General features: G+C 70.2%; 21 protein-coding genes. 6 read left to right on the plus strand and 15 right to left on the minus strand.

Going from position 1 to position 24,668, the window contains the following annotated elements; genetic code table 11:
• The first annotated feature begins 31 nt into the window (after positions 1 to 31).
• A complete protein-coding gene (locus F0Q34_RS12175) occupies positions 32 to 970 on the plus strand; it encodes a 2-hydroxyacid dehydrogenase (protein ID WP_149812496.1) in 939 nt (312 codons plus the stop codon).
• A gap of 151 nt (positions 971 to 1,121) precedes the next feature.
• Here F0Q34_RS12175 and F0Q34_RS12180 read toward each other — a convergent pair whose 3' ends face one another.
• Positions 1,122 to 2,126 carry a Bug family tripartite tricarboxylate transporter substrate binding protein gene (locus F0Q34_RS12180; RefSeq protein WP_149812497.1) on the minus strand — a complete coding sequence of 335 codons (1,005 nt, stop codon included), beginning with the start codon at positions 2,124 to 2,126 and terminating at the stop codon, positions 1,122 to 1,124.
• A gap of 22 nt (positions 2,127 to 2,148) precedes the next feature.
• Entirely contained in the window at positions 2,149 to 3,288 is a 1,140-nt protein-coding gene (locus F0Q34_RS12185) for a mandelate racemase/muconate lactonizing enzyme family protein (RefSeq protein ID WP_241665468.1), read from the minus strand.
• A 140-nt stretch (positions 3,289 to 3,428) separates the two neighbouring features.
• Between F0Q34_RS12185 and F0Q34_RS12190 the strand changes: the two genes are divergently transcribed.
• Both F0Q34_RS12190 and F0Q34_RS12195 read left to right on the plus strand, forming a co-directional pair.
• Positions 3,429 to 4,367, plus strand: coding sequence for a LysR family transcriptional regulator (locus F0Q34_RS12190; protein ID WP_149812499.1), 939 nt, complete (start codon positions 3,429 to 3,431; stop codon positions 4,365 to 4,367).
• 242 nt (positions 4,368 to 4,609) lie between these two features.
• Positions 4,610 to 8,113, plus strand: coding sequence for an ATP-binding protein (locus F0Q34_RS12195; RefSeq protein ID WP_149812500.1), 3,504 nt, complete (start codon positions 4,610 to 4,612; stop codon positions 8,111 to 8,113).
• Positions 8,114 to 8,548: 435 nt separating this feature from the next.
• Here the strand turns inward: F0Q34_RS12195 and F0Q34_RS12200 are convergent, their stop codons facing one another.
• Both F0Q34_RS12200 and F0Q34_RS21815 read right to left on the minus strand, forming a co-directional pair.
• On the minus strand, positions 8,549 to 9,352 hold the full coding sequence (locus F0Q34_RS12200; protein ID WP_149812501.1) for a bestrophin-like domain: 804 nt from the start codon (positions 9,350 to 9,352) through the stop codon (positions 8,549 to 8,551).
• Positions 9,353 to 9,531: 179 nt separating this feature from the next.
• On the minus strand, positions 9,532 to 9,852 hold the full coding sequence (locus F0Q34_RS21815) for a hypothetical protein (protein WP_161600857.1): 321 nt from the start codon (positions 9,850 to 9,852) through the stop codon (positions 9,532 to 9,534).
• 169 nt (positions 9,853 to 10,021) lie between these two features.
• Between F0Q34_RS21815 and F0Q34_RS12210 the strand changes: the two genes are divergently transcribed.
• Positions 10,022 to 10,432, plus strand: coding sequence for a hypothetical protein (locus F0Q34_RS12210; RefSeq protein WP_206668004.1), 411 nt, complete (start codon positions 10,022 to 10,024; stop codon positions 10,430 to 10,432).
• On the opposite strand, the gene F0Q34_RS12215 is transcribed toward F0Q34_RS12210, so the two are convergent.
• Entirely contained in the window at positions 10,429 to 11,043 is a 615-nt protein-coding gene (locus F0Q34_RS12215; RefSeq protein WP_149812502.1) for a DNA-3-methyladenine glycosylase, read from the minus strand. The genes F0Q34_RS12210 and F0Q34_RS12215 overlap by 4 nt on opposite strands.
• A gap of 336 nt (positions 11,044 to 11,379) precedes the next feature.
• Between F0Q34_RS12215 and F0Q34_RS12220 the strand changes: the two genes are divergently transcribed.
• Entirely contained in the window at positions 11,380 to 12,294 is a 915-nt protein-coding gene (locus F0Q34_RS12220; protein WP_149812503.1) for an SMP-30/gluconolactonase/LRE family protein, read from the plus strand.
• Between the two features lie 304 nt (positions 12,295 to 12,598).
• Positions 12,599 to 13,447, plus strand: a complete 849-nt coding sequence (locus F0Q34_RS12225; RefSeq protein ID WP_161600858.1) for an alpha/beta fold hydrolase — start codon at positions 12,599 to 12,601, stop codon at positions 13,445 to 13,447.
• A gap of 121 nt (positions 13,448 to 13,568) precedes the next feature.
• On the opposite strand, the gene F0Q34_RS12230 is transcribed toward F0Q34_RS12225, so the two are convergent.
• Genes F0Q34_RS12230 through F0Q34_RS12275 form a run of 10 tightly spaced genes read right to left on the minus strand, consistent with a single transcriptional unit; the run spans position 13,569 to position 24,667 of the window.
• On the minus strand, positions 13,569 to 14,549 hold the full coding sequence (locus F0Q34_RS12230; protein WP_241665459.1) for a tripartite tricarboxylate transporter substrate binding protein: 981 nt from the start codon (positions 14,547 to 14,549) through the stop codon (positions 13,569 to 13,571).
• Between the two features lie 25 nt (positions 14,550 to 14,574).
• Positions 14,575 to 15,546, minus strand: coding sequence for a Bug family tripartite tricarboxylate transporter substrate binding protein (locus F0Q34_RS12235; protein WP_149812505.1), 972 nt, complete (start codon positions 15,544 to 15,546; stop codon positions 14,575 to 14,577).
• A 45-nt stretch (positions 15,547 to 15,591) separates the two neighbouring features.
• Entirely contained in the window at positions 15,592 to 16,359 is a 768-nt protein-coding gene (locus tag F0Q34_RS12240) for an SDR family NAD(P)-dependent oxidoreductase (protein ID WP_206668005.1), read from the minus strand.
• A 17-nt stretch (positions 16,360 to 16,376) separates the two neighbouring features.
• Positions 16,377 to 17,156, minus strand: coding sequence for a metallophosphoesterase family protein (locus F0Q34_RS12245; protein WP_149812506.1), 780 nt, complete (start codon positions 17,154 to 17,156; stop codon positions 16,377 to 16,379).
• Positions 17,157 to 17,165: 9 nt separating this feature from the next.
• Entirely contained in the window at positions 17,166 to 19,778 is a 2,613-nt protein-coding gene (locus tag F0Q34_RS12250; RefSeq protein WP_206668006.1) for a CaiB/BaiF CoA transferase family protein, read from the minus strand.
• Positions 19,775 to 20,860, minus strand: coding sequence for a LacI family DNA-binding transcriptional regulator (locus F0Q34_RS12255; protein WP_149812507.1), 1,086 nt, complete (start codon positions 20,858 to 20,860; stop codon positions 19,775 to 19,777). The genes F0Q34_RS12250 and F0Q34_RS12255 overlap by 4 nt, the downstream gene beginning before the upstream one ends.
• Positions 20,861 to 20,872: 12 nt before the next feature.
• Positions 20,873 to 21,862, minus strand: coding sequence for an ABC transporter ATP-binding protein (locus F0Q34_RS12260; protein WP_149812508.1), 990 nt, complete (start codon positions 21,860 to 21,862; stop codon positions 20,873 to 20,875).
• On the minus strand, positions 21,859 to 22,851 hold the full coding sequence (locus F0Q34_RS12265; RefSeq protein WP_149812509.1) for an ABC transporter ATP-binding protein: 993 nt from the start codon (positions 22,849 to 22,851) through the stop codon (positions 21,859 to 21,861). Before F0Q34_RS12265 ends, F0Q34_RS12260 begins: the two co-directional genes overlap by 4 nt.
• Positions 22,851 to 23,726, minus strand: a complete 876-nt coding sequence (locus tag F0Q34_RS12270; RefSeq protein WP_149812510.1) for an ABC transporter permease — start codon at positions 23,724 to 23,726, stop codon at positions 22,851 to 22,853. Before F0Q34_RS12270 ends, F0Q34_RS12265 begins: the two co-directional genes overlap by 1 nt.
• A complete protein-coding gene (locus tag F0Q34_RS12275; RefSeq protein ID WP_149812511.1) occupies positions 23,726 to 24,667 on the minus strand; it encodes an ABC transporter permease in 942 nt (313 codons plus the stop codon). The genes F0Q34_RS12270 and F0Q34_RS12275 overlap by 1 nt, the downstream gene beginning before the upstream one ends.
• Between the last annotated feature and the right edge of the window lies 1 nt (position 24,668).

Consider the following 24,668-nt stretch of genomic DNA (forward strand, 5'->3'; position numbering starts at 1 on the left):
GCCAAGGGCGGATCATGGTGAGGAGATGCGGATGAAGCCCGATGTGTTGTTGATCGGCACGATGATGCCGGCCCTTGAGCGGCGCCTGGACGAGGCCTTCACGGTGCACCGGCTGCACCAGGTGGAGAACCGCGAGGCTTTCCTGGCCGGGATGGGACCGCGCATCCGTGGCATCATCACCGGCGGCGTCGCCGGGGCCGGCCGCGCGCTCATGGAGGCGCTGCCGGCGCTGGAGATCGTCGCGGTGAACGGCATCGGCACGGATGCCGTGGATCTCGATTACGCGCGCGTGCACGGCATCCGCGTGACCACGACGCCGGATGTGCTGACCGATGATGTGGCGGACATGGCGATGGCGCTGCTGCTCGCGACGGCGCGGCAGATCTGCTGGGGCGACCGCCATGTGCGCGCCGGCCTTTGGGCCAGGCAGGGCCTACCGCTGGGACGCAAGATCGGCGGCAGCAAGCTCGGCATTCTCGGCCTCGGGCGCATCGGCCGCGCGGTCGCGCACCGGGCGGAAGCATTCGGCATGGAGATCGCCTATACCGACGTGGCCGAGATTTCCGGCGTCTCCTTTCGCCGTGTGCCGGCGCTGATCGATCTGGCGCGCTGGGCGGACATCCTGGTCATCGCGGCCTCCGGCGGCCTGCAATCGCATGGCATCGTCGATGCTGCGGTGCTGGATGCGCTCGGGCCGCAGGGCATGCTGGTGAATGTCGCGCGTGGCAGCATCGTCGATGAAGCAGCCCTTGTCGCGGCACTGGTGGAGAAGCGGCTGGGCGCCGCGGGGCTCGACGTCTTCGTGGACGAGCCCGCGGTTCCGGAAGCCCTGCTGGGGCTGGACCATGTCGTGCTGCAGCCGCACCGCGCCAGCGCCACGCTGGAAACGCGGCTCGCCATGGGGGACCTGGTTCTTTCCAACCTGGCGGCCCATTTCGCCGGGGGCGAGCCGCTGACAGCGGCGGTCTGAACCGCGCGAGGGGGCGGGACGGCGCGCCGCGCATGGCTCTTCCCCCGCCACCCAGCCCTGCCTGAGCCGATCGCGGCACACCGCATCCGGTGTGCCGCGACCGGTGTCTGGTGGCGGCTTGGGCCAGGGATGGCCGGGCCGCCGGCCAGCGCTAATCCAGCGTGACGCCGAGGTCCCGCGTCACCCCGCTCCACTTGGTGATCTCGGCATCGATGAAGCGCGCGTAATCCTCCGGTCCGCGTTCCCCGATGATGTAGCCGCCGGCCGCGAAGCGCTCGCGGATCTGCCCGTCCCGCAGGGCTTCCGCCACGGCGCCGGCCAGCTTCGCGGCGATGTCCGCCGGCAGGCCCGCGGGCGCCGAAAGCCCCATCCAGCCGGAAGCCGAGAAGCCGGGGAAGCCGCTTTCCGCCACGGTGGGCGCATCGGGGTAGAGGGCGTTGCGGCTTTCGCTCGTCACCGCCAGCACCCGCAGCCGGCCGGAGCGCACATGCGGCAGCGGGATGTCCACATTGATCATCACCAGTGGCACCTGCCCGGCGATGACGTCGGTGATCGCCGGCGCCGCGCCCCGGTAGGGCACGTGCATCAGCTCGATCCCCGCGGCGCGGGTCAGCATGCTCATCGCCAGATGGCCGGAGGAGCCGCTGCCGGGGCTGGCGAAGCTGATCGTGCCCGGCTTCTCCTTCGCCATGCGGATCAGATCGGCGAGGCTGCGCGCGGGGAAGTCCTGGGTGACCAGCAGCGCATTGGCCACGCTGGCGAACTGCGCCACATGGGTGAAGGCCGTGCGCGAATCATAGGGCATCTGCCGGTAGAGGCCATGATTCATGGCGTTCTGGCCATTGCCCGAGACCAGGAGGGTATAGCCATCCGGCGCCGCCCGTGCGACCTGCGCCGCGCCGATATTGCCGTTGGCGCCGGGGCGGTTCTCCACCACGAAGGGCTGGCCGAGGCTGTTGCTCATCTGCTGCGCCAGGAGGCGCGCCACCACGTCGTTGCTGCCGCCCGGCGGAAAGGGCACCACCAGGGTGACGGGGCGTTGCGGCCAGGCCGCGCTGTTCGCCCGCGCGCCGCGCGTGGCACCGGCCAGCGCCAGGGCAGCCAAGGGGGCGGCCAATGGGGCGGCCAGGGCGGCGCGCCGTGTCAGGTTCTTCATGCTTGTTTCCTCCGCTGGTCCTTCAGGCGGCGCACCGCCACGTCTCGGTGATCCAGGGCGCCAGCCGCTCGGGGTCCAGCTCCAGCCCGGTTCCGGGCGCGTCGGGCACTTCCATCGTGCCGTCCGGCCGCAGCGGAAAGGCTCCGGCGATATCGAGCAGCGGGTTCACCGAGGCGTCGTATTCGATCCACGGATAGGCAGCCGGGCCGCCGCCGCGCCGCGGCGGCACCAGCGCGGCGGCCTGCAAGGCGGCGCGCATGTTCACCGCGGTGCCGAAGACATGGGGCATCACCGGCAGGTCATAGGCGGCGGCCAGGGAGGCGATGCGGAGAAAGCCCGTATAGCCGCCGCAAACGGTGAGATCGGGCTGGAGCACGGACATGGCGCCGGCCGACAATACCTCGCGGAAGGCCGCCAGGCTGGCCAGGGCCTCCCCGCCCGCGATGGCGGTGGGCACAGCGGCGGAAATGGCGGCATAGCCGGGAATGTCCTCCGGCTGCACGGGCTCCTCGATCCAGAGGAGATCCGCCTCCTCCATGCGCCGCGCGGATTCAATGGCCGCCCGCGCGGTGTAGCCCTGGTTGATGTCCACCATGATGGCGACATCCGGCCCGGCCTGCCGCCGCATCGCGGTGGCCATGGCCCCATCCGCCCGGGGCGAGACGCCGGCGCGCGGCTTCACCGCCCGGAAGCCGCGCCGGAGGATGGCATCCACCTCCGCCGCGTAATGCCCGTAGGGATCGGCCGCCTCGGTGATGAAGGGCGCGCTGGCATAGGCGGGGATGTCCCGGCGCAGGGCGCCGCCCAGCGCCTCCGCCACGCTGATGCCCCGGTCCCGCGCGGCGAGGTCGTGCAGCGCCATGTCGAGCGCCGAGATCGCCATCATGCCCGGACCGCGCCGGTCATAGCCCAGCGTGCCGAGCATCGCCTCGTAAAGCCTGCCATGGTGATGCGGCGAGGCGCCCAGCACCATGCCCCCGAGCCGCGTCCGCACCAGCGCCGCCGCCGCCGCGGGGGAGGAGAACACCTCGCCCCAGCCCCGCGCGCCGGTATCCGCCACCAGTTCCAGCAGCATGAAGTCGCGCCGCCGGATCATCGTGCGGGCATTGCCGATCGCGGGGGACGGCGCGAAGCCGAGCTGGTAGCCGCGGATTTCCACCACCTTCAAGGGCAGGCTCCTTCCCGTTGCAGAAGGCCCTGGCGGCTTCCCGGAAGGGCAGGCCCGGCCTTTGGGTGGAAGATTGTCGCGCTCCAGTCGATGTGCGCAAATACCAAGATGCGCAGAGATCATGTCCTGTGGTTATGAACTTCGACCTGCGGGAGATGGAGGTCTTCCGCCGGGTCATGGAACTGGGCAGCGTCACGGCGGCGGCCTCGGCCCTGAACATTTCCCAGCCCGCGGTCACCCGGATGCTGCAAAAGGCGGAACAGCGCCTCGGCTTCGCGCTCTTCGTGCGGGAGAAGCGCCGCCTGCGGCCGACGGCCGAGGCGCAGATCATGTTCCCCGACACGCTCGGCGCCTTCAGCGCGATCGAGCAGGTCCAGCGCCTGGCGGGGGAATTGCGGGAAGGGCGGGCGGGCATCCTGGCCATCGCCACCATTCCGGCCCTCGCCGCCTCCGTCCTGCCGGGCGCCATCCAGCGGTTCCGCGCGCGGCGGCCCGAGGCTTCGGTCACCTTGCAGACCTTCGGCGCGCACGAGGTCATCCAGCGCGTCGCATCCTGCCGGGACGATCTGGGCTTCATCATCGGCCCGGTCGGCCATGACGCGCTGCTGGTTTCCGACCTGCGCATGACGGAGCTGGCCTGCATCCTACCGCCCGCGCATCCCCTGGCCGCCTGTCCGAGCCTTGGTCCAGCCGAACTGGCGGATGTGCCGATCATCTGCCCCGGCCGGCACCTCGTGCTGGGCGAGCATCTGGCGCGCGCCTTCGCGGAAGCCAATGTGCCGTTCCGCATCGCCGTGGAGGTGTCGCACACCGAGGCCGCCTGCGCCCTGGTGCGGGCGGGGGCGGGGGTCGGGTTGATCAGCGGCTTCGGCTTCATGGGCGCGCGCGCGGATGACCTGGTGAGCCGGCCCTTCCGCCCGGCCATCGTCAGCACCGCCCGCCTTCTGCGGGCGCGGCTGAGGCCGCTTTCCCGGCTGGCCCAGACCTTTGTGGACGGCCTGGAGGTCGTGCCGCCGGCAGGGGCCAGGCCGGGAACGCCAGCCCGGGCGATCCCCGGGCAACAGGCCCCGTAGCCGCAGCAGGCCACGCGGCGCCCATCACGTCCCCGCTCCCGGCAGTAGCGGTGGCCCGGCCCGGAGCTTATATTCCTGAAGCCGTGATTGCGGTGCTCCGGCGACGGGGAGGAGCCAGTGGCTCGCGGGCTGCGCCATCCACCGGCCGAGTTGACGGTCCGGCCCGGCTTGCGGGATGCCGCGCCGGGCCGCCGGTTCCGGCGCCTGGTTCCAGGCGGCGGCACGGCGCGCGCGGCCCCGCCATGATCGACGTCGGCGCATGGCTGCGCGCCATCGGCCTCGCGCAATACGAGGCGGCGTTCCGCGACAACCACATCGACGCGGCCATCCTTCCCTCGCTCACCGCCGAGGATCTGAGGGAGATCGGCGTTTCCTCGGTCGGGCATCGCCGCAGGCTCCTTGAAGCCATCGCGGATCTGCGGCCGGCAGCGGGGCGAGAGGCGGGGCGGGAGGCGGCGGCGCCTGCCCCGCCGGCCATGCCGGCGGCCGATGCCGCCCCGCCGCCGGATGCCGCCCTGTCCGCCGGCCCGGCGGCCGAGCGGCGGCGGATCAGCGTGCTGTTCTGCGACCTGGTGAACTCGACGGCGCTGTCCGCCCGCCTCGACCCCGAGGACCTGCGGGAAGCCGTGGGGGCCTATCACCGCGCCGCGTCCGCCGTGATCGAGGCGCAGGGCGGCTTCGTGGCGCAGTTCCTGGGCGATGGCGTGCTCGCCTATTTCGGCTGGCCGAAGGCGCGGGAGGACGATGTGGAGCGCGCGGTGCGCGCCGGGCTCGCCGTCGTTGGCGCCGTTGCCGCGCTTGAATTCCCCGAGGCCGGGACACTGACCGCGCGGGCCGGGCTTGCCACGGGGGAGGTCGTTGTCGGCGACATGCTGGGCGACGCCGCGGCGCGGCAATGCGGCGTGGTGGGCGCCACGCCCAATCTCGCGGCGCGCCTGCAGGCCGCCGCGGCACCCGGCACCGTGCTGGCCTGCTCCGTGACGCGTGGCCTCACCGGGGCGCTGTTCGAGTGGGAGGCGCTGGAGCCGCTGGCGCTGAAAGGGCTGGGCAGCGACATCGCGCCCTTCCGCCTGCTCGGCGAAAGCGGGGTGGAAAGCCGCTTCGAGGCGCTGCGCCGGGACAACGCCGCGCCACTGGTCGGTCGCGACGAGGAGCTTGAGCTGCTGCTGCGCCGCTGGCGCCGGGCCCGCGCCGGCATGGGCCAGGTTGTCCTGCTGCGCGGCGAGGCCGGGATCGGCAAGTCACGGCTGGCGGCGGCGTTGCGGGAAGCCCTGCTGGCCGGCGGCGAGGCGCATCAGGAAATGGCCTTCTACTGCTCCCCCCAGCACATGGACAGCGCGCTGCAACCCGTGGTGGCGCGGCTGGAGCGCGCGGCGGGCCTTTCGCCCCCAGACACGCCCGAGGCGAGGCTGGCCAAGCTGGAAGCCCTGCTGCTGCCGCTCGACCCCCCGCCCGAGGATGTCGCGCTGGTGGCCGAATTGTTGTCGGTGCCGACGCTGGGCCGGTGGCCCTCGCCCGGCCTCCTGCCCCAGCGCCGGCGGGAAAAGCTGCTGACCGCCCTGTTGCGGCGCCTGCGCGGACTGGCCGCGCGCGAGCCGCTCCTTGTGCTGCTGGAGGACGCGCACTGGCTCGACCCGACCACCTACGAGTTCCTCAACCTGCTCGTGGCCGAGGTGCCGGCGATGCCGATGCTGGTGATGATCACGCACCGGCCCGATTTCGACACCGAGGCCTGGCTCGGCCAGTCCCATGTCACGCCGATGCAGATCAACCGCCTGGCCCGCGCCGAGCACCTGGCGCTGCTGCGGCGGGTCGCGCATGGCAAGGCCCTGCCCCTGGAGGTCGAGGCGGAGATCCTGGCGCGGACGGATGGCGTGCCCTTGTTCGTGGAGGAGGTAGGGCGGGCCGTGCTGGAAGGCGGCCTGCTGCGCGAGGAAGCGGATCGCTGGGTGCTGGAAGGGCCGCTGCCCCCCTTCGCGGTGCCGGGCAGCCTGCAGGCCTCCCTGGTGGCGCGGCTGGACCGCTCGGCCTCGGTCAGGGAGGTCGCGCAGGCCGGCGCCGTGCTGGGGCGCGAATTCGCGCATGACCTGGTGGAGGCGGTCGCCGGCCTGCCGGCGGCCAAGCTGGCCGAAGGGCTGGCGCAGCTGGAGGCGACGGGATTGCTGCGCCGCATCGGCACGCCGCCGGAAGCGCGCTATGCCTTCAAGCACACCCTGGTGCAGGATGCCGCCTATGGCATCCTGCTGCGCGAGCGCCGGCGCGACCTGCACCGCCGCGCGGCCGAGGCCATCGGGCGATTGCGGCCGGACGCCGCCGAGCGCGACCCCCAGATCCTGGCGCATCATCGCGCCGAGGCGGGAGACGCCCGCGCCGCGATCGAGCTTTACCGGCGCGCGGGCGAGCGTTCGGCCAGCCGCTCTTCCCTGCACGAGGCGCGCGCGCATTTCACCGCCGCGCTCGGGCTCCTCGACGGCCTGCCGCGCAACGAGTGGCGCGACCGCACGGAGCTTGAGCTGCAGATCCCCCTGGCCAGCGCCACGACCTGGGTGGAGGGCCAGGCCGCGCCCGCCGCCGGACGGATCTATGCTCGGGCGCGCCAGCTCTGCCGCCAGCTTGCCGATGTGGAGCGGCTTGTTCCGGTCCTGGCCGGGCTCGCCGTCCACCACACCAATCGCGGGGAACCGGAAACCGCCTGCGCGGCGGCCGAGGAAATGCTCCGCCTCGCGCTGGCGCAGAAAGACGCCGCCGCCGAATTGTCGGCCGAGCGGCTCATCGGCTACGCATCGGTCAAGAAGGGGCAGCCGGTTGCGGCACGCCGGCATCTTGAGCGTGTGCTCGATCTTTTCGACCCTGGGCGGCACCGCGTGCTGGGCACCAGCTTTCCCATGGACACCCGCATCGGGGCGTTGTCCTGGCTGGCGAACACCCTTTTCATCCTCGGCTTCCCCGACCAGGCCCTGGCGCGGGGCGGGGAGGCGCTGGCCGATGCGCGCCGGCTGCAGCATATCCAGTCACATACCGCCGCGCTGGTGGCCGGCGGATGTTCGCTGCATTGCCTGATGCGCGACCCGGCGGCGACGCGCGCGCATGCGGAGGAGCTGGAGGCGCTGAGCACCAAGGCGCCCGCCTTTCGCGACGTGGCGCGCGTTTACCGCAGCTGGGCGCTGGCCATGCTTTCGGGCGGCGGTCCGGAGGAAGGGATCGCGCGGATGCAGGAAGCCCTCGCCACCTACCGCGCCGGGGGCGCCGGCACGGTTGTGCCGCAGGCTCTCGGCCTGTTGGCCGACCTGCACCGCCGGGCGGGCTGGCCCGAACGGGGGCTGGCCCTGCTGGACGAGGCGCTCGCCTTCGTGGAGCGCGGCGGCGAGCGGATCTGCGAAGCCGAGTTGCACCGGACCCGGGGCGAGCTTCTTCTGGCCCTGCCGGGCGGCGACGCCGAGCCCTGCTTCCTGCGGGCGATCGAGCTGGCGCGCCTGCAACAGGCCAGGATGTGGGAGTTGCGCGCCGGCCTTGCCCTGGCGCGGCTTTGGCGCGGCCGCGGCTGGCACCGCAAGGCCCATGACCTTCTGGCGCCGGTCCAGGAATGGTTCACCGAAGGCTTCACGCTCCCCGAGCTGGCCGAGGCGCGGGCGCTCCTGGATGAACTCGGCGCGGCGACGGGCATTGTGCGGGGGCGAGCATCGGCACCCTCCCGCCGGGATGGGAGGACGCCCGAGCCCCGCCACAGCCCGCGAGGGAGTGCATGATGTTCCCGCTGCGCCCGTTGCAGGCGCAGCGGCATGGTCAGCGCGCCGCCGAGCAGCGGGAAGGCGAAGGTCGTGACGATGCCGCGCCGCGCGACAGTCCTGTGGTCCGGCGTGGAAGGCGCGCCGATCAGCCCGGGCGGGATGTGCCAGGTCCGGCCGATATTGCCAGGGCCGCGAGCACCCGCCCCGTTGCTCCGGGACTGCCTTGTTCCATGACGGGACGCGGAAGGATTGAGCCGAAGCCATCCTGTGAAAAGCACCGCGCCCGCCACACGGTTCAATCTCCTGAACGGCGAAGCGAAGACCCAGCGCGAAGAAGGTTCCATCGGCGCGCATGGCCAGGCCGGAGACCGTCATCATTGTCCTTTTGCCGATGTGGGCCCTTCGCCGGAGGCCGTGCCGGACAAGGGTTCCGCCGCCATCCGCGGCGGGGCGTCAATGCGCGAAACGCCGCGGAAAGCCATCCGGGCCGGGCGATCCGCCCTCCAGCTCCGCCAGGGCCCTGAGCAAGGGCTGCTCCGAAAGGCGGAGAACGCCCGCGAACTGGCTGTCCATTTCCAGGATCAGGAACACGGCGGCGCCGATCGCCAGGGCGATCACCAGGAAAGTCGCCACAACCGTGCCGTTGCGCGGCGAGTTCAGGCCGAAGCTGACAAGAATGGCAACGGTCCAGATGATCACGATGCCCAGAATGACGGGCCGGACGGTCGGCCCCGCCTGCTCGATCAGAAGCCAGCGCTGGCGAAGCAGGGACAGGGCCGATTGCAGCGCCTGCTGCCTTATCCAGGCCTGGTGGGGATCACCCGCCGCAAGATCCTGGATTGCATCCTGCACCTGTTCCAGCAGCGCCCCCGCCGAGGCATCGTCGATGCCGACGAAGCGCGCGCCCTTCCCGGGCCAGAGATCCTGCAGGATGCGCTCCGTCGAGCGGCGCAGCAGGGCCCGCGACGCCGCGGCCTCGTCTCCATGGCGCTGCAAGGTACGGTCAAGCAGGATGGTTTCGGCGGCATAGGCGCGCATTTCCCTGTCGGCGGAGTCCGACGCGGATTTCGCGGTTGCGATCAGAAGACCGAAAACCAGGGAGGTCAGCACCGAGATCATGCCCATGCCGATCCTGATGACGTCGAGCGTTTCCTTTGTCAGGTGATGGCTCGGAAGCACCCGGTGGAGCTGCAGGCCGACAACGCCCCCCGCGAACACGCAGCCAGCGGCAACAAGGCTGGCGATGATGTCGTTCATGGGGATCGTGCTTCCGAACGGTTCACAACAGCCTCCCCGGGGAGCATGGCGCGATCCCGTGCCCGCCGGAACGCCGCGGAAACCCAGGCAGGGGATTTGCCGGCGGAACGGGCCGCCCCGCCCTGGGGATGGAAGGGATGCCGGCGGCGGGGCTTCACCTCAACGGCGCGATCCTGCCTTCACGGCGTGGGGGGATTGTTTCGCCTGCCCTCGATCGGGTTGATGAGCCCGCTTCCCGCTGTTGGCATGCCGGTGCCGGGGCCGGGCGGCAGCGAGCGGGCGCCTTCCACCGGGTTGATGGCACCAGTGCCGGCCGTGGGGCTGCCGACACCCGGCGCGGGGTCCTGCATCCTGCGGCCCTCCACGGGCGCGATGGTCCCGGTTCCCGCGGTCGGCGAGCCCGCCGTGGAGGGGGCCGCCCCCGTGGAAGCGGGCGGCGCGTTGCAGGCAGCCAGCAGAAGTCCGAAGCCAGACAGCATCACGAGGGGCAAGCGTGTCATGGGGTTCTCCAGGATCGAGGCACGCGCTGCGGCCCGTGCTACCGCAGGCTAGCACGCAAGGGCAGCCCGACCATTCTATTTTCGTATCGAGTATCGGGAAGGCTCGCACTATCCATGGGCAGGCGCGCCTGGAAAGCCCTGGCCGGGAGCGGCGCCGGGGATGCCGGGAATGGGCGATCACCTGTTGGAAGGCGGCGAAATGGCGAAACTGACGCTGACGCTTTCGGCTTTGTACCTCGCCGGCATCGGCCTGGCGCTGATGGTCTTTCCCCTGCAGTTTGGCCGGGGTGCCGTGCCGGTGGATGCCGCCCCCGAATTGCTGGCATTGCTGCGGCTGCTGGGCGGGCCCTTTCTCGGGATCGCCGTGCTGAACTGGCTTTCAAGGGATCTCCGGCCCGCGCCGCCGGCGGCCGTCATCATCGCGAACATCGTCGGCTTCGGCGCCGTGACGGCCAACGACGCCTGGGGTGTCATGAGCGGCGAGGCACGGGAGGCCGCCCGGATCTTCCTGGTTGTGCATCTGCTTTTCACCCTGGCCTTCGTGGCAACCGCCTGTGCCGGCCGGCGCGGTGGCAGCTAGGGTGACGGGCACCGCCGCCCCCGTGCCGGCGCATGCGGCACGGCCCGGTCCGGAAAGCGGCGGCTGAGGAAGGCCGACCCCTGCAGCCCGAAGCGCCATGGCATTTCGGTCGCGCGCGAGATGCCGATGCGCGGCCCGCAGACCACCGGCACGTCCCGTTCCCTGGCGAGGACCAGGAAGGGCGCCTCGTCCAGCGGATGACCATCCAGGGCTCCCGTGACGCCAAGCGCCTCGCTCAGGCGGCCCGGGCCACCGCAGAGCAGCTTCGGCGCCGTGACGCCGCGCCGAAGCTGCATCGCCTCGATCCCTATCATGGGCTGCAAGGCCCGGATGAGCACCGCGCTGCCAAGCGGCTCGACCCCGGACACGAAGTTGAGGCACCAGTGCAGCCCATAGGACCGGTAAACATAGGCATGGCCCGGCGGGCCGAACATCGAGGCATTTCGCGCGGTCCGCCCGGCATAGCTGTGCGATGCCGGGTCTTCGTGATCATAGGCCTCCGTTTCGACGATCAAGCCGCCAATCCCGTCCACAAGCAGGATGGTGCCGATCAGGTCCTGCGCCACGCTGGCGGCGGGACGGGCAAAGAAGGCACGGGAAACAGGGACCAAATCCGCTCTACCTCCTCATGCGGGCGGATCGGCGGGAAGCATCCGCCGTTCATCGGACCGGGCGGGAGGGACGCAGAACCGCCAGAAGCTGTTCCGCCCAGGATAGGCCGCGGTGGATTGCCGGTCCAGCGATGACGCGGGATCGCCAAAGGCACGGCTTCGCCCTTCCCCGGATCAAGGCCGGGCATGCGGTCCGGCCAGCTTGCCGGCCTTGCCCGTCAACCAGCGGGAAAGCACCTTGCCGGGGGTCCGGACTGCGCATAGCCTTCTGAGAAAGCGCTTTCAAAACTCGTACCGAGAACAGGCTGCCTGAGGGCGGCGAAGGGAGAACAAGGCATGGGCGGCATCCGGATACTGGTTGACCATCGCGGCTTTCCGGAAGGCCCGGTCGCGATGCGCGATGGCTCGGTCATCTTCGCCGAGATCAATGGAGGCTGGATCTCGCGGGTGACCGCCGACGGCACCTATGCCAGGCTGGGTTCCGCCGCGGGCGGCCCGAACGGCATCGCCCTTGGTCCGGATGGCGCGCTTTATGTCTGCAACAACGGGGGCAGCCATTACCCGCCCGGGCACTTCCTGGGCACCGGCCCATCCGCCGACTATGCCGGGGGCTATATCGAACGCGTGGACCCGGCGAGCGGCGAGCGCCGGACGCTTTACACCGAATGCGACGGAAACCGTTTATCCGCCCCGAACGACATCGTCTTCGACAGGCAGGGCGGCTTCTATTTCACCGACCTCGGGAAGCGCTACAAACGCAACCGCGACCATGGCGGGCTCTACTACGCGCTGCCCGATGGTTCCTCCATCCGCGAGATCGCCTATCCGATCGTCACGCCGAACGGTGTCGGCTTGTCGCCCGATGAAACGGTGCTGTATGTCGCGGATACCGAGGCGGCGCGCCTGTGGGCCTTCGACATCGAGGCGCCGGGCATGATCCGCAAGGCGCCCTACCCGTCCTCGCATGGCGGCCGGCTTGTTGCATGCCTGCCCGGAATGTGCCGCTTCGACAGCCTGGCGGTCGAGGCCTCCGGCAACATCGCCGTTGCCACGCTGCTGGCGGGTACGATCACGGTGTTTTCCCCGTCGGGCAAAGTCGTGCGCTCGGTGGAGATGCCGGACACGCATCCGACGAATATCTGCTTCGGCGGCGAGAACATGAAGACGGCCTATGTCACGCTGTCGCGCCGTGGCGCCGTGGCGGCCCTGGAATGGCCGGAGCCAGGCCTGCGCTTGAACTTCCAGCAATGAGCCGCGGGCGGCATCGGCGCCATGGCGGCGGCCAGACCACCGGCCCGACGATGCTTGTCGCTGCTGACATGAAGCCCGGCATCCATTATTCATGATGCGGCGTTTGAACGGGAGGCCGCCGGGCGGAAAGGCCGTTCCGCCACGCCGGCAACAACGGGAGCGGCGCCAGAAGGCGGCCATCGGGCGAAACGATGCAGCAGGTCGAACAGGCCGATGAGATGCCGAACCCGCTCCGAACCGTGGGTGCCGAAAGCCTGATGCCGGGCACCTGTCCTTCCACCGTCACCAAGGCCTTATTCCACCCGTGAACCCTCTGCTCGACACCCTTGAAGCCAGCTCCCGGCGTTCGGAAACACCCTGCGGCGCGGGCCGCGTCGTCTGGCATGAATGGGGCGAGGGCAAGCCCCTGGTCTTGTTGCATGGCGGCGCCGGGTCCTGGCGGCACTGGGCACGCAACATCCCGTTCCTGTCGCGCAGCCGGCGCGTCCTTGCCCCCGATACGCCAGGCCTGGGCGAATCCGACCTGCCGCCGGCCGACACCGATCTTTGGGGCCTTGCCGGCATCCTCGCGGACGGGATCGCGGCCCAGACCGGGCCGGGCGCCAGCTTCGATCTGGTGGGCTTCTCCTTCGGCGCCGTGATTTCATCGCATATCGCCGCCCGCGCGCCGCGGGGCCTGGAACGGGTTGTCCTCACCGGGCCCGGGGCGCTCGGGCTGCCGCGTGAGGCGACGCCCCTGACCTCGGTCCGCAGCCGCGTGGGGCCGGACCGCGTGGCGGCGCACCGTGCCAACCTCGCCAGCCTGATGCTGGCCGACCCCGCCACGATCGACGAGCTGGCTGTGGAAATCCAGGCCTGGAACAGCGATCGGGCGCGCTACCGGAGCCGGAACATCGTGTCGGACGCGGCGGTGCGGGACGTGCTTCCATCCATCAGGGTGCCCGTCCACGCCATCTTCGGCGAGCGCGACGCTGTGGCCTACCCGCATGTGAACGAACGGGTCGATCTGATCCGCTCGCTTTGCCCGGGCGCCGATGTCCGGGTGATCCCCAAGGCAGGGCACTGGGTGTCCTATGAGGCAGCCGACATCTTCAACGCCACCCTCGCCGACATGCTCGGGCTGGAGGCCGGGGCGCCGCTCAAGGTGGGGTGACCCGCCTTCGCCACAGCGCACCGCGCTCCGGCGGCCGGTTCGGCTGCCGGAGCATCCCGGGACGGTCACGCATCCCGAAGGAACGTGCCGTCCGCCAGAACATCCATGCTTTGGCGCATTCTCACATCCGCAGCCCGAGATCCCGCACCAGCGCCTTCTGCTCCTCCATCAGCGCGGGGATGCTCGCCGCGTAATCGGCGCTGTTCAGGTAAGCGAGCGGCATGTCCAGCCTCTCGATCAATGCCAGATGCTCGGGCTCCCGCATGGCGCGGTGCAGGGCGTCGTGCAGCACGCGGACGGCGCCCGGGTCCATCCCCTTGGGCCCGACCAGCCCATAGGGTGAGGTTTGCGCGACATCGATGCCTTCCTCGCGCAAGGTCGGCACCTGCGGAAAGCGCTTGATGCGTTCTTCCCCGAAGGAAACGAGAAGGCGCAGCTGACCGTTCTGCACCATCTCCGCCCACAGGCTCGACGAGGCAACCGCGTCGAGATTGCCGCCCATCAGGGATTGAAGGTCGTCCCCGCCGCCCCGGAACGGCACATGCACCCAGTCCAGCTTCGCGGCGCGGCCGATCTGCTCCATGGTGATGTGCTGCGTGGTGCCGACCCCCGCCGTGCCGTAGCTGACCCGGCCCGGATTGTCCTTCACATGGCGGACGAAGTCCTGCCAGGTTCGCCAGGGCGAGTCAGGCCGCACCACGACGCCGTAGGAATAGCCGACAAGCCTGATCACATAGGTGAAGTCGTTGAGCAGGTCATAGGGCGGGCGCTGCATCATGTAGGCGACACGAAAGGCGGTGTTGTGCATCTGCGTCAGCAGATAGGCATCCCCCTTGCCCTCGTTCGCCACGAGCTGGGCGCCCAGGATTCCGCTCGCGCCCGCCCGGTTCTCGATGACGATGGGCTGCCCCAGATGGCGCGAGGCGATCTGCGCCAGGCCGCGGAGCTGGATATCGGCGGCGGCGCTCGCGAGCCATGGCACGATCAGGCGGATGGGGCGGGCGGGATAGTTCCGCTGGGCCAGGGCCGGACTGGCGAGCATCGCGCCGCCAGCGGCCAGCAGGCTTCTGCGTGGCAGCTCCATGGGTTTCTTGCTGGTCACCTCGGGTCCTCCAGTGATGTCTTGTTCAATCGAGCCGGATGTTCAGCGGCTCCACCACCGCGCGCCATTGCGCGATATCCGTCTTGATCACGGCCGCGAATTCGTCCGGGGAGTTGCCCACCACCTGCTGCCCGGTGGCCTCGATCGCGGCGCGGTAGCCTGGATCGCGGCTGGCGCGCGCCACAGCATCCGCGAGGCGCCGGACGATGGCCTCCGGCGTGCCCGCCGGCGCGGCCAGGCCGAACCAGCCGAAGAAGGCCATGCCCGGATATCCCATTTCCACGAAGGTCGGCACTTCCGGCAGGTTGGGCAGGCGCTGCGGGCTGCTCACGGCGGCGATCCGGACCTTGCCTTCGCGATGGAACGGCATCACGGCCGGCACGGATTCGAAGGTCATCGGGACCCGGCCGGACATCAGGTCCACCAGCGTCTGGGAAAAGCCGCGATAAGGGACGGAATTGAGGTGCAGCGCATGGTTCATGAAGAGCCGCTCCCCCATCAGATGGCCTGCGCTGCCCATTCCCGTATGGGCGTAGATGAACTCCGACGGCGCGCGCTGGACCCGCCCGATGATCTCGGGCAGGCTGCCCTCGACGGAGGGGCTCACCACCATCGCCATGGGCAGCTGGGTGAGCTGGGACACCGGCGTGAAATCCGCCGGGCCAAAGGAAAGCTGGCGGGACAGCAGGGGCAGAAGCACAAAGGTCGTGGAGCCCGAGATCAGCAGGCTGTAGCCATCCGGCCTGGAGCGCGCGACATTCTCGGCGCCGATCGCCGTGTTGGCGCCCGCGCGGTTCTCGATGATCACGGGCTGGCCGAGATCGGGCGACATGCGCTGGGCGGCGGCGCGCGCCGTCACATCGGTCCCTCCGCCCGCGGAATACGGAACGACGATGCGGACCGGCCGGTCCGGGTAGTCCGGCGCCTGCGCCATCGCCGCAAAGGGCGCGAGTCCCGTGGCCTGCAGGAGCGCCCTCCTCAGGATCTTCGTGTTCATTGTTTCCTCCGGTTATGTTTCGCGGTCTCCGCCGCGTCGCCCGCTTCAGGGCATTTGCAAGCCGCCATTCACCTCGATGATCTGGCCGGTGATGAAGCCGGCCATCCGGTTCGAGGCGAGAAAAAGATAAGCGCCGACACATTCCTCGACCGAGCCGAGGCGCCGCATGGGGGTGAGCTTCACAGCGCCCTCGACCTGATGCGCCGGCATGGTCTTCATGCGGCCCGGCTTGTCGATCACGCCGGGGGCCACGGCGTTCACGCGGACGGCGCTGCGCCCCGCCTCCTTGGCCAGGCCACGCGTGAAGTTGGAAACAAAGGCCTTGGACGCGGCGTAGAGGGTGGACTTGCTGCCCCCGCCATTGCGCGCCGCGAGGGAGGTGGTGGAAATGATGCAGCCGCCGCCGGCCGCTTCCATGATGGGCAGGGCGGCGCGGGAGCAGGCGAAGACGGAACGCGCGTTGAGATGGACGATCTCGTCGTAGAGCGCATCGTCGATGTCGCGCAAAGGATGGCGCTTCACCACGCCGCCGGCATTGTTCACCAGCACGTCCAGCCCGCCCAGCGCCGCCGCCGCCTCCTGCACGAGTTGCGTGCAGGCTTCCACGGACCGCACATCGGCCTGGAGCATGATGGCCCGGCCGCCGGCGGACTCGATCTCCGCCACGACCGCCCTCGCGGCCGTGTCGCTCGAATTGTAGTGAACCGCCACATGCGCGCCCTGCGCCGCGAAGCCCCGTGCCACCGCGGCACCGATGCCGGTGGAGGCTCCGGTGACAAGAACCCGCTTGCCCTCAAGATCACTGATGCGCATCCCGGGATGCTCCTTCCTCAGATCATGTGCCAGCCATGCGCGGCCTTGCCGAACCAGCGGTCCGGCTCGCCTTGCCACCACACGGCGCCATCGAGCCCCAGCGCCCAGCCGGCCCCGACGCCCTGCGCCTGGAGCCCATCCGCGGCGCGGGCGCGGTAGCAGACATGGTGGTGGCCATGGATGATGAGCCGCGCACCCAGGGCGCGCGCGACGGCGTCGATGGCCGCGAAGCCCTGCGGATGGCTCGACGGCGCCTCATGCGTCACCAGCACATCGGCGCGGAGGCCGGCCAGGGCCGCGACATCCTCCGGCCAGATCGCCATGGCCGCGAGTGCCTGGCGCATCGCCTCGCATTGCTCCGCCGTCCACCCGGCGCCGAGCGTGCCCAGATCCGCCGCCAGCTCCACGCGCCCGCGCAGCCTTGGCGGTCCAGGGGGCTCCCAGACGCGGCGGCGGAAGGTGCCGCCCAGCCCCGCGATCCGGATGCCGCCAATGGTCGCCACGCGCGCATTCAGCGCCCCATTTCCGGTCCGGGGATTGCGGGCGCGGGACGTCAGATTGTCCCACATCCGCGGGCCGCCATCGTAATCATGGTTGCCCCAGATCCAGTGGACCGCGATGCCCGCATCCAGCAGCGGCGCCGCCACCTGGTCGAGCGGATGGTCGCATTCCATATCGCCCAGCAGCACCGCCGCCGCCGGCTTCTCCGGCAGCGCGGCCAGGCCACGGGCCACATGGTGCCATTGGCGGTGGATGTCGCCGATGAACACCAGGGCCGGCTGGTCGGGAAGGCTCACCGCAGCGCCTCAGATCACGTTTTCCTCGGCCAGCGCGGCGATCTCGGCGGACGAGTAGCCCAGCAGCTCACCCAGCAGGCGCGCATTGTCCTCGCCATATCCGGGCGCGCCGCGATCGATGATGCCGCCGCTGTAGGGCGGCGTGCGGGACAGCTTCGCGGGGATTTCCGCCACGGGCCAGCGGCCGATCTTGGTGCCGGTCACTTCCGTCATCCAGGCCAGCGCCTCAAGCTGCGGGTCGTGGTCGCAGCGATCTTCCGCGTTCTGGCACACGCCGGCCGGCACGTCGGCAGCCTGCAGGATGTGCATGCAGGCATAGGCGTCCTGGCCCGCGGTCCATTCGCCGACGGCCGCGTCCAGCGCATCCTGGTGCAGCAGGCGGGCCTCCAGCGTCGCGAAGCGCGGGTCCTCCAGCCAGGCCGGCCGTCCGGCCACTTTTGCCAGCGCCCTCCAGGCCGCCTCGTCGAAGACCGAGATGGCGATCCAGCGATCCTCGCCCGCGCAGCGATAGGCGCCATGCGGCGCGGCAGGCTTGTAGGGGGAACGGTTGCCGATGCGCGACCACAGCCGCCCATTGGCCGACCAGTCCAGCACCGGCACGCCGCCGAGGAAGATGCCCGCCTCGCACTGGGAGGAATCGATCCATTGCCCCTTCCCCGTCCGGTCGCGGTGAAAGAGCGCGCCCATGATCGCCGTGGCGAAGCTGTAGGCGCCCATCCAGTCGAGATAGGAATAGCCCCAGCCGGCCGGCATGGCGGGCTCCGGCAGGCCCGACATTTCCGAGGTTCCGGCGAAGGCGGCCGCCACGGGCCCGATCGTGCGGAAGCGGCCATAGGAGCCGACGCCGCCCATGCCGGATTGCTGCACATAGATGATGTCCGGCCGCAGGCCGCGCTGCACGTCATAGCCGAGGCCGAGGCGCTCCAGCACGCCGGGGGAGAAGCCCTCAGCGACCACATCCGATTGCGCGATCAGGCGGCGCGCGATCTCCAGCCCCTTCGGGTGGCGGATGTTCAGGGAAAGCCCGCTCTTGCCGGAATTCTTGTTGTTGAACTGGCCGCCCATGTCCGGATCGGTCACGCCTTGCAGCGGCGCGGTGGCAGCGCGCCGTGCTTCCCGCCCGCCCACCGGGGACATCGCGGCCAGGCGGGTGTCCGGATTGTCCTTCCACTCCACCTTGATCACATCCGCGCCGAGCGCCGCGGCGAAGCGCGTGCCGCCAGCGGAGGCCAGGAACCAGGAAAAGTCGAAGATTCGCACGCCCTGCAGGGGGAACGGCTTGTTCCAGCCGGAAAGCGCCGGCGCCGGGGCGCCGCGTGGCCGGGCGGGCGCGGTCATGGGCGGCCTCGGCGCCAGGCCGCCCATGACGGCTTCCGTGTCCTCGCCCAGCAGCGGCGCGCGGCGCCCCGCCTTCCACGCCGTTTCCGTGGAAAGCCAGCGGCTCACCGGGTAATGGAAGCTCCGCCCATGCTCCGGATGCTCGATCTCGGCGAAGGTGCCGCGCTTCTGCCAATGGACATCGCCGACATTCTCATGCGGCTTGCGCAGCGGAGCCCAAAGCAGGCCGGCTGCCTGCGCCTCGCGCCAGGGCATGGTGTCGTAGCGCCAGGACCGGATGAAGCGCTGGACGATCTCCAGCATATGCGCCTTGCCTTCGTCGCTGGCGCCGGAGCCGGGGACGTTGCGGGCCTTGGTGTCCGCGCCCGCCCCCGGCAATGCGAGGTCCGCCGCCATGCCGTAGTTGTCGAGGAAAGGCACCAGGTTCGTCTGGTCCCGCACGGAAACCCCCGTGGCGATGTACCAGCGCCCGTCCTTGGTGTGGCCGATGCTGGGCACATGGGTGGGCTTCTCGGCGGCGTGCCGGCAGGTCTGGCGGAAAAGCGGCGCCCGCCGCATCACCCACGACATCACGTCCAGCTCGGTGTTCTTCGAGACGGCTTCGTGGATCGCCACGCAAAGGTCCTGCCCCTCCCCCGTGTGGAGGCGGTGCAGCAGGGCCGCGAGGATGCCGACAAGCATCTGGTCCCCGGCGATGTGGTAGGCGTGCCAGAGCTGCGGCGCGACCGGCGGCGTGTCGTAATGGCCCGACGGATCCGGATCATAGCCGCAATTCATCATGACCCCGCCCAGGGCGAGATGCACGAGGTCGGACGATTTGTAGTCCTTCCACGGGCCGGCATCGCCGAAGGCCGTCATGCGCGCGACGATGAGGCCCGGATGCAGCGCCGCGATCTCCCGCGGCTCCGTGCCCAGCGCCTTCGCCACGGCGCCGCCGCTCGCATCCAGGAGAATATCCGCGGAAGCGAGGAGGCGCTTCAGATCGGCCCGGCCCTCCGGCGTGCCGGGATCGAGAATGACGGACCGCTTGCCGCGGTTGTAGTTCCAGAAATGCAGGGAACGCTCGGCGCCCGGCTCATCGCCCAGGAAGGGGCCGATGGCGCGGGTCGGCGCGCCGCCCGGCGGCTCCAGCTTGATGACCTCCGCGCCAAGCCCCGCCAGGGTCATTCCGACATACTCGCCGCTCTCGTCGGCCAGCTCGACCACGCGCAGGCCGTCGAGCATGCCGGGGAAGCCGGGCGCATCTTGCCGCGGGCGGGGGCCGGTCGCGTTGGGTACCGTCATGAATCAGGGTCCTTGTGACGCATGGGGGGCGGGGCGGTCGTGCCGCGCACCACGAGTTCCATGGAAAGTTCGGGCGGGAGGTCGAAATCCCGCCCATTGCTCCTCGCCAGCAGGTAATCGGCCGCCATGGCTCCGATGGCCCGCTTCGGCGTGCGCACCGTGGTGAGCGGCGGGCGCATATGCGCGGCCATCTCCAGGTCGCCCACGCCGATGATGGAAAGGTCTCCGGGCACGCACAGGCCCTGCGCGGCGGCTTCCACGACCAGCCCCATCGCCACCACGTCGTTGTTGGCGAGGAGCGCGGTCGGCATCGGGCCACGTTGTTGCATCTCGCGCAGCGCGGCGCGGGCATCCTCGATCCGGTAGCGGGTGTAGACGATCCGCTCGGGCGGGAGCCGGAGCTTGTGGCGCCGCATGGCCCCCCGCACGCCGGCGATGCGGGCCTGCACGCGGTCATTGTGCCGGGTCAGCCCGGCGACCATCCCGATCTCCCGGTGCCCCAGCCCGACGAGGTGGTCCACCACTATGCGGGCCAGCGCGCCATTGTCATAGCCGATGGCCGGATGCTCGCTGCGCCTGGGCGATGCCCAGGTCTGGACAAAGGGCACGCCGGAGGCTTCCAGCAACTCCAGCAGATGCGGCGGATGCATGCTGCCGACCAGCATCAGGCCGTCCACGCCGCGCTCGATCATGGTGCGGACGGTGCGGTATTCCAGCTCCTCGTCATAGTCATAGGTCGCCAGGAGCATGGTGTGGTGTTCGGCGTCGAGCCTCTGCTGGAACGCCTCGATCGCGTCCGAGAAGATCGTGTTCGTCAGCGTCGGCACCACGGCGCCCATGGCGCGGGACCGCCGGGAAGCCAGGGCCCGGGCGGCGCCATGCGCCACATAGCCCATCTCCCGCGCCGCGGCTTCCACCCTGTCCCGCAGGTCATCGCTCACCAGCGCCGTGCGGTTGAGGACGCGCGACACGGTGGCCGCCGATACCCCGGCGGCCCGCGCGACCTCCTCGATCCTCACCTTCGGCCGGGGCGCGACGGCGCCGTCGGCCGCGACGGCCCCGCTCTTTGATCGAACTGCCATTACTTCCCCTTCTCAGGCCGGACTGGCCTGGGAGCGAAGATGGCATGCCGTAGCGTGTCCGGAAGGGTCGGCCAGCAGGGGTGGCTCCACCTCCCGGCAAAGGGGCACCGCGATCGGGCAGCGGGTATGGAAGCGGCAGCCCGGGGGCGGATTGACGGGGCTGGGCACGTCGCCCTTAAGCGTCACCCGCTTGCGGCGCTGGCGGGGGTGGGAAACCGGAACCGCCGACAGCAGCGCCTCGGTGTAGGGGTGGCGCGGTTCCTCGAAAAGCGCGGCCCGCGGCGCGATCTCGACGATCTTGCCGAGATACATCACCGCCACGCGGTGGCTGATATGCTCCACCACGCCGAGATCATGCGCCACGAAAAGATAGCTGAGGCCGAACTCGTCCTGCAGGTCCATCATCAGGTTGATGACCTGGGCCTGCACCGACACGTCCAGCGCGGACACCGGCTCATCCCCGATGATGATGCTGGGCCCGAGCGCCAGGGCCCGCGCGATCCCCAGGCGTTGCCTTTGGCCGCCGGAGAATTCATGCGGGTAGTTGGACCGCTGATCGGGGCGCAGGCCCACCCGGGCGAACAGCGCCGCAACCCGCTCCCGCTGCTCGCCGGCGCTCCCGATCCCGAAATTGATCAGGGGCTCCTGCACGATGTCGCCCGCCGTCATGCGGGGGTTCAGGGAGGAATAAGGGTCCTGGAAGATCACCTGCATCCGCCGGCGCCTGGCGATCATGCCGGCGCGGTTCAGCGCGGTGATGTCCTCCCCTTCCAGCGTGACCCGGCCGGCCGTCGGCTCCACCAGCCGCAGGACCGCCTTGCCCACCGTGGACTTCCCGCATCCGCTTTCGCCGACCAGGCCCAGCGTCTCGCCCGGCGCGATGCTGAAGCTGACGCCGTCCACGGCCCGCACCTGGGCCCGCGCGCGGCCGAAAAGGCCAGGCCGGATGCCGTAATGCTTGACCAGCCCCTCGACGGCCAGAACGGGTTGCGACGCGCTCATGCCTGGCTCCCCCCGGCCGCCCAGCAGGCCGCCATATGCGTTCCGCCCAGCCCGGTGAGCGGCGGCATTTCCTGGCGGCAGCGATCCGTCGCCAACCCGCAGCGCGGCGCGAAGGAGCAGCCCGGCGGCCGGGCGTTCAGCGCCGGCACCACGCCAGCGATCTCGTTGAGCCGCGAGCGGTGCTCGCCGCTTCCGAGATGCGGCATCGCCTGCATCAGCCCCTGCGTGTAGGGATGCGCCGGCGCGTCGAAGATCTCCTCGACGCTTCCTTCCTCCACCTTGTGCCCGGCATACATGACGAGGACCCGGTCGGCCATTTCGGCGACGACCCCGAGGTCATGGGTGATGAGGATGACGGCCGCGCCGGTCTCGGCCTGAAGATCCCGCACCAGGTCCAGGATCTGCGCCTGGATGGTGACGTCGAGCGCCGTGGTCGGCTCGTCCGCCAGCAGCACGCGCGGCCGGCAGGCCAGCGCCATGGCGATCATCACGCGCTGCCGCATGCCGCCGGAAAGCTGGTGCGGATATTCGTGCAGCCGGCGCTCCGGCTCGGGGATGCGCACCTGGCGCAGCATCTCCAAGGCGCGGCCCATGCAGGCGGTCCAGTCCAGCCCTTCATGCACCATCACCGTCTCGGCGATCTGGCGGCCGATGGTGAGCACCGGGTTCAGGCTTGTCATCGGCTCCTGGAAGATCATGGAGATGGCGCGGCCACGGATCTGGCGCATCTCGGCATCCGTGGCCTGGGCCAGGTCGCGCCCCTCCAGCAGCACCCGCCCGCCCCCGATCCGGCCATAGGGCCGGGGCAGGAGGCGCAGGATGGAAAGCGCCGTGAGGCTTTTCCCGCAGCCTGATTCGCCCACGATGCAGAGCGTCTCGCCCCGCTTCAGGGTGAGCGAAAGATCATTCACCGCGACCACGGGCGCGCCCTGGCCCGTGGCGAATTCGGTGCGCAGCCCTTCCAGGGCCAGGATCGGCTGTTCGGTCATCACAGCCGCCTCGCCAGCCGCGGGTCGAGCATGTCGCGCAGCCCGTCGCCGAGGACGTTGATGGAGAGCACCATCAGCGCCAGGAAGATGCTGGGGAACAGGATGTTCCAGAAGGCGATCTGCACGTAAAGGCGGCCTTCTGCGATGATGTTCCCCCAGCTCGGCACCTCGGGCGGCGTGCCGACGCCGAGGAAGCTGAGATAGGATTCCACCAGCACCGCCGAGGCCGCGATATAGGTGGCCTGGACGATCAGCGGGGCCACGGTGTTGGGCAGGATGTGGCGCCACATCAGGCGCGGGAACCGCGTGCCGATCGCCGTCGCGGCCTCGATATAGACCTGCTCGCGGACCGTCAGCACCACCGCCCGGACCAGCCTCACCACGCGCGGCACCTCGGGAATGGTGATCGCCACGATCACCACCCAGATGCTCGCCCGCGTCAGCGACATCAGCGCGATGGCGAGCAGGATGCCCGGAATGGCCATCAGCCCGTCCATGACGCGCATCAGGATGGCGTCCGCCATCCGGAAATACCCGGCCACGACGCCGATGAGCAGGCCGATCGCCGTGCTGGCGATGGCAACCGACACGCCGATGAAGAGCGAAACGCGGCCGCCATGCAGGGTGCGGCTGAAGATGTCCCGCCCATAGGCATCCGTGCCGAAGGTGTAGTCGGCGCCCGGCGGCACCAGCCGGTCCACCACGTTCATCTCGAAGGGATCGTGCGGGGCGATCCAGGGCGCCGCCAGGGCCGACACCACCAGCGCGAGAAGCAGGATGGCGCCGATGGAGGGCAAGGGGTACCGGCGGAAGCGCCGCAGGAGGCCGGGCCGCGACCGCGGCGCCGCCACGGCGGGGAGGGTCGTCGCGCTCATCAGTAGCGAATCCTCGGATCCAGGAGCGAATAGGTGAGATCGATGGCGAGATTCACGAAAACATAGATGCCGGCGATGACGAGGATGACGCCCTGGATCACCGGATAATCCCGCTGCAGCACGGCATCGATGGTCAGGCGCCCGATGCCGGGAATGGCGAAGACGCTTTCCGTGACCACCACGCCGCCGATCAGCAGGGCGATGCCGGTGCCGATGGTGGTGACGATCGGCACGGAGGCGTTCTTCAGCGCATGCAGGATCAGGACGCGCGGCTCGGCCAGGCCCTTGGCCCGGGCGGTGCGGATGAAGTCCTCGTTCAGCGTTTCCAGCATCGTCGCGCGGGTGATGCGGGCCAGCAGCGCCGTGTAGACCAGCCCCAGCGCGACCGTGGGCAGCACAAGATGCGCGGCGAAGCCGAGCGGGTCGTCCCACAGGCTGACGAAGCCCTGCACCGGCAGGATGTCCAGGCCGAGCGACAGCCCCATCACCAGCCCGTAGCCGATCAGGAAGACCGGCACGGAGAAGGCGAGCACCGACAGCGCCATGAAGGCCTGGTCCACCCAGGAGCCCGCCCGCCAGGCCGCCACCACGCCGGCGGGGATGGCCAGCAGGATGGCGAAGGCCATGGTGGTGAGGGAAAGCGCCAGGGTCGGCTCCACCCTTTCCGCGATGAGCCCCAGAACGGGCCGGTCCAGGTAGATCGAGTTCCCGAAATCCCCGCTCAGGAGCTGCCCCAGCCACAGGATGAATTGTTCAAGAAGCGGACGGTCCAGCCCGAGCTCCCTGCGGATCTGGGCGATGTCGTCCGCCGTGGCGTGATCCCCGGCGATGATCGCCGCCGGGTCACCCGGGCTCAGCCGGAGCAGAAGGAAGACGATCACCGCCACCACGCCCAGAACGGGAAGCGTGGCGAGGATGCGCCGGGCGATATAGGACCCCATG

The organism is Teichococcus oryzae (genome assembly GCF_008386565.1).
GTDB classification, from domain to species: Bacteria; Pseudomonadota; Alphaproteobacteria; order Acetobacterales; family Acetobacteraceae; genus Pseudoroseomonas; species Pseudoroseomonas oryzae.

Excerpts from the sequence above, each read along its gene's own strand:
- F0Q34_RS12175 (WP_149812496.1), top strand. The coding sequence starts at position 32 with ATGAAGCCCGATGTGTTGTTGATCGGCACGATGATGCCGGCCCTTGAG.
- F0Q34_RS12180 (WP_149812497.1), bottom strand. The coding sequence starts at position 2,126 with ATGAAGAACCTGACACGGCGCGCCGCCCTGGCCGCCCCATTGGCCGCC.
- F0Q34_RS12190 (WP_149812499.1), top strand. The coding sequence starts at position 3,429 with ATGAACTTCGACCTGCGGGAGATGGAGGTCTTCCGCCGGGTCATGGAA.
- F0Q34_RS12195 (WP_149812500.1), top strand. The coding sequence starts at position 4,610 with ATGATCGACGTCGGCGCATGGCTGCGCGCCATCGGCCTCGCGCAATAC.
- F0Q34_RS12200 (WP_149812501.1), bottom strand. The coding sequence starts at position 9,352 with ATGAACGACATCATCGCCAGCCTTGTTGCCGCTGGCTGCGTGTTCGCG.
- F0Q34_RS21815 (WP_161600857.1), bottom strand. The coding sequence starts at position 9,852 with ATGACACGCTTGCCCCTCGTGATGCTGTCTGGCTTCGGACTTCTGCTG.
- F0Q34_RS12210 (WP_206668004.1), top strand. The coding sequence starts at position 10,022 with ATGGGCGATCACCTGTTGGAAGGCGGCGAAATGGCGAAACTGACGCTG.
- F0Q34_RS12220 (WP_149812503.1), top strand. The coding sequence starts at position 11,380 with ATGGGCGGCATCCGGATACTGGTTGACCATCGCGGCTTTCCGGAAGGC.
- F0Q34_RS12235 (WP_149812505.1), bottom strand. The coding sequence starts at position 15,546 with ATGAACACGAAGATCCTGAGGAGGGCGCTCCTGCAGGCCACGGGACTC.
- F0Q34_RS12240 (WP_206668005.1), bottom strand. The coding sequence starts at position 16,359 with ATGCGCATCAGTGATCTTGAGGGCAAGCGGGTTCTTGTCACCGGAGCC.
- F0Q34_RS12250 (WP_206668006.1), bottom strand. The coding sequence starts at position 19,778 with ATGACGGTACCCAACGCGACCGGCCCCCGCCCGCGGCAAGATGCGCCC.
- F0Q34_RS12255 (WP_149812507.1), bottom strand. The coding sequence starts at position 20,860 with ATGGCAGTTCGATCAAAGAGCGGGGCCGTCGCGGCCGACGGCGCCGTC.
- F0Q34_RS12260 (WP_149812508.1), bottom strand. The coding sequence starts at position 21,862 with ATGAGCGCGTCGCAACCCGTTCTGGCCGTCGAGGGGCTGGTCAAGCAT.
- F0Q34_RS12265 (WP_149812509.1), bottom strand. The coding sequence starts at position 22,851 with ATGACCGAACAGCCGATCCTGGCCCTGGAAGGGCTGCGCACCGAATTC.
- F0Q34_RS12270 (WP_149812510.1), bottom strand. The coding sequence starts at position 23,726 with ATGAGCGCGACGACCCTCCCCGCCGTGGCGGCGCCGCGGTCGCGGCCC.
- F0Q34_RS12275 (WP_149812511.1), bottom strand. The coding sequence starts at position 24,667 with ATGGGGTCCTATATCGCCCGGCGCATCCTCGCCACGCTTCCCGTTCTG.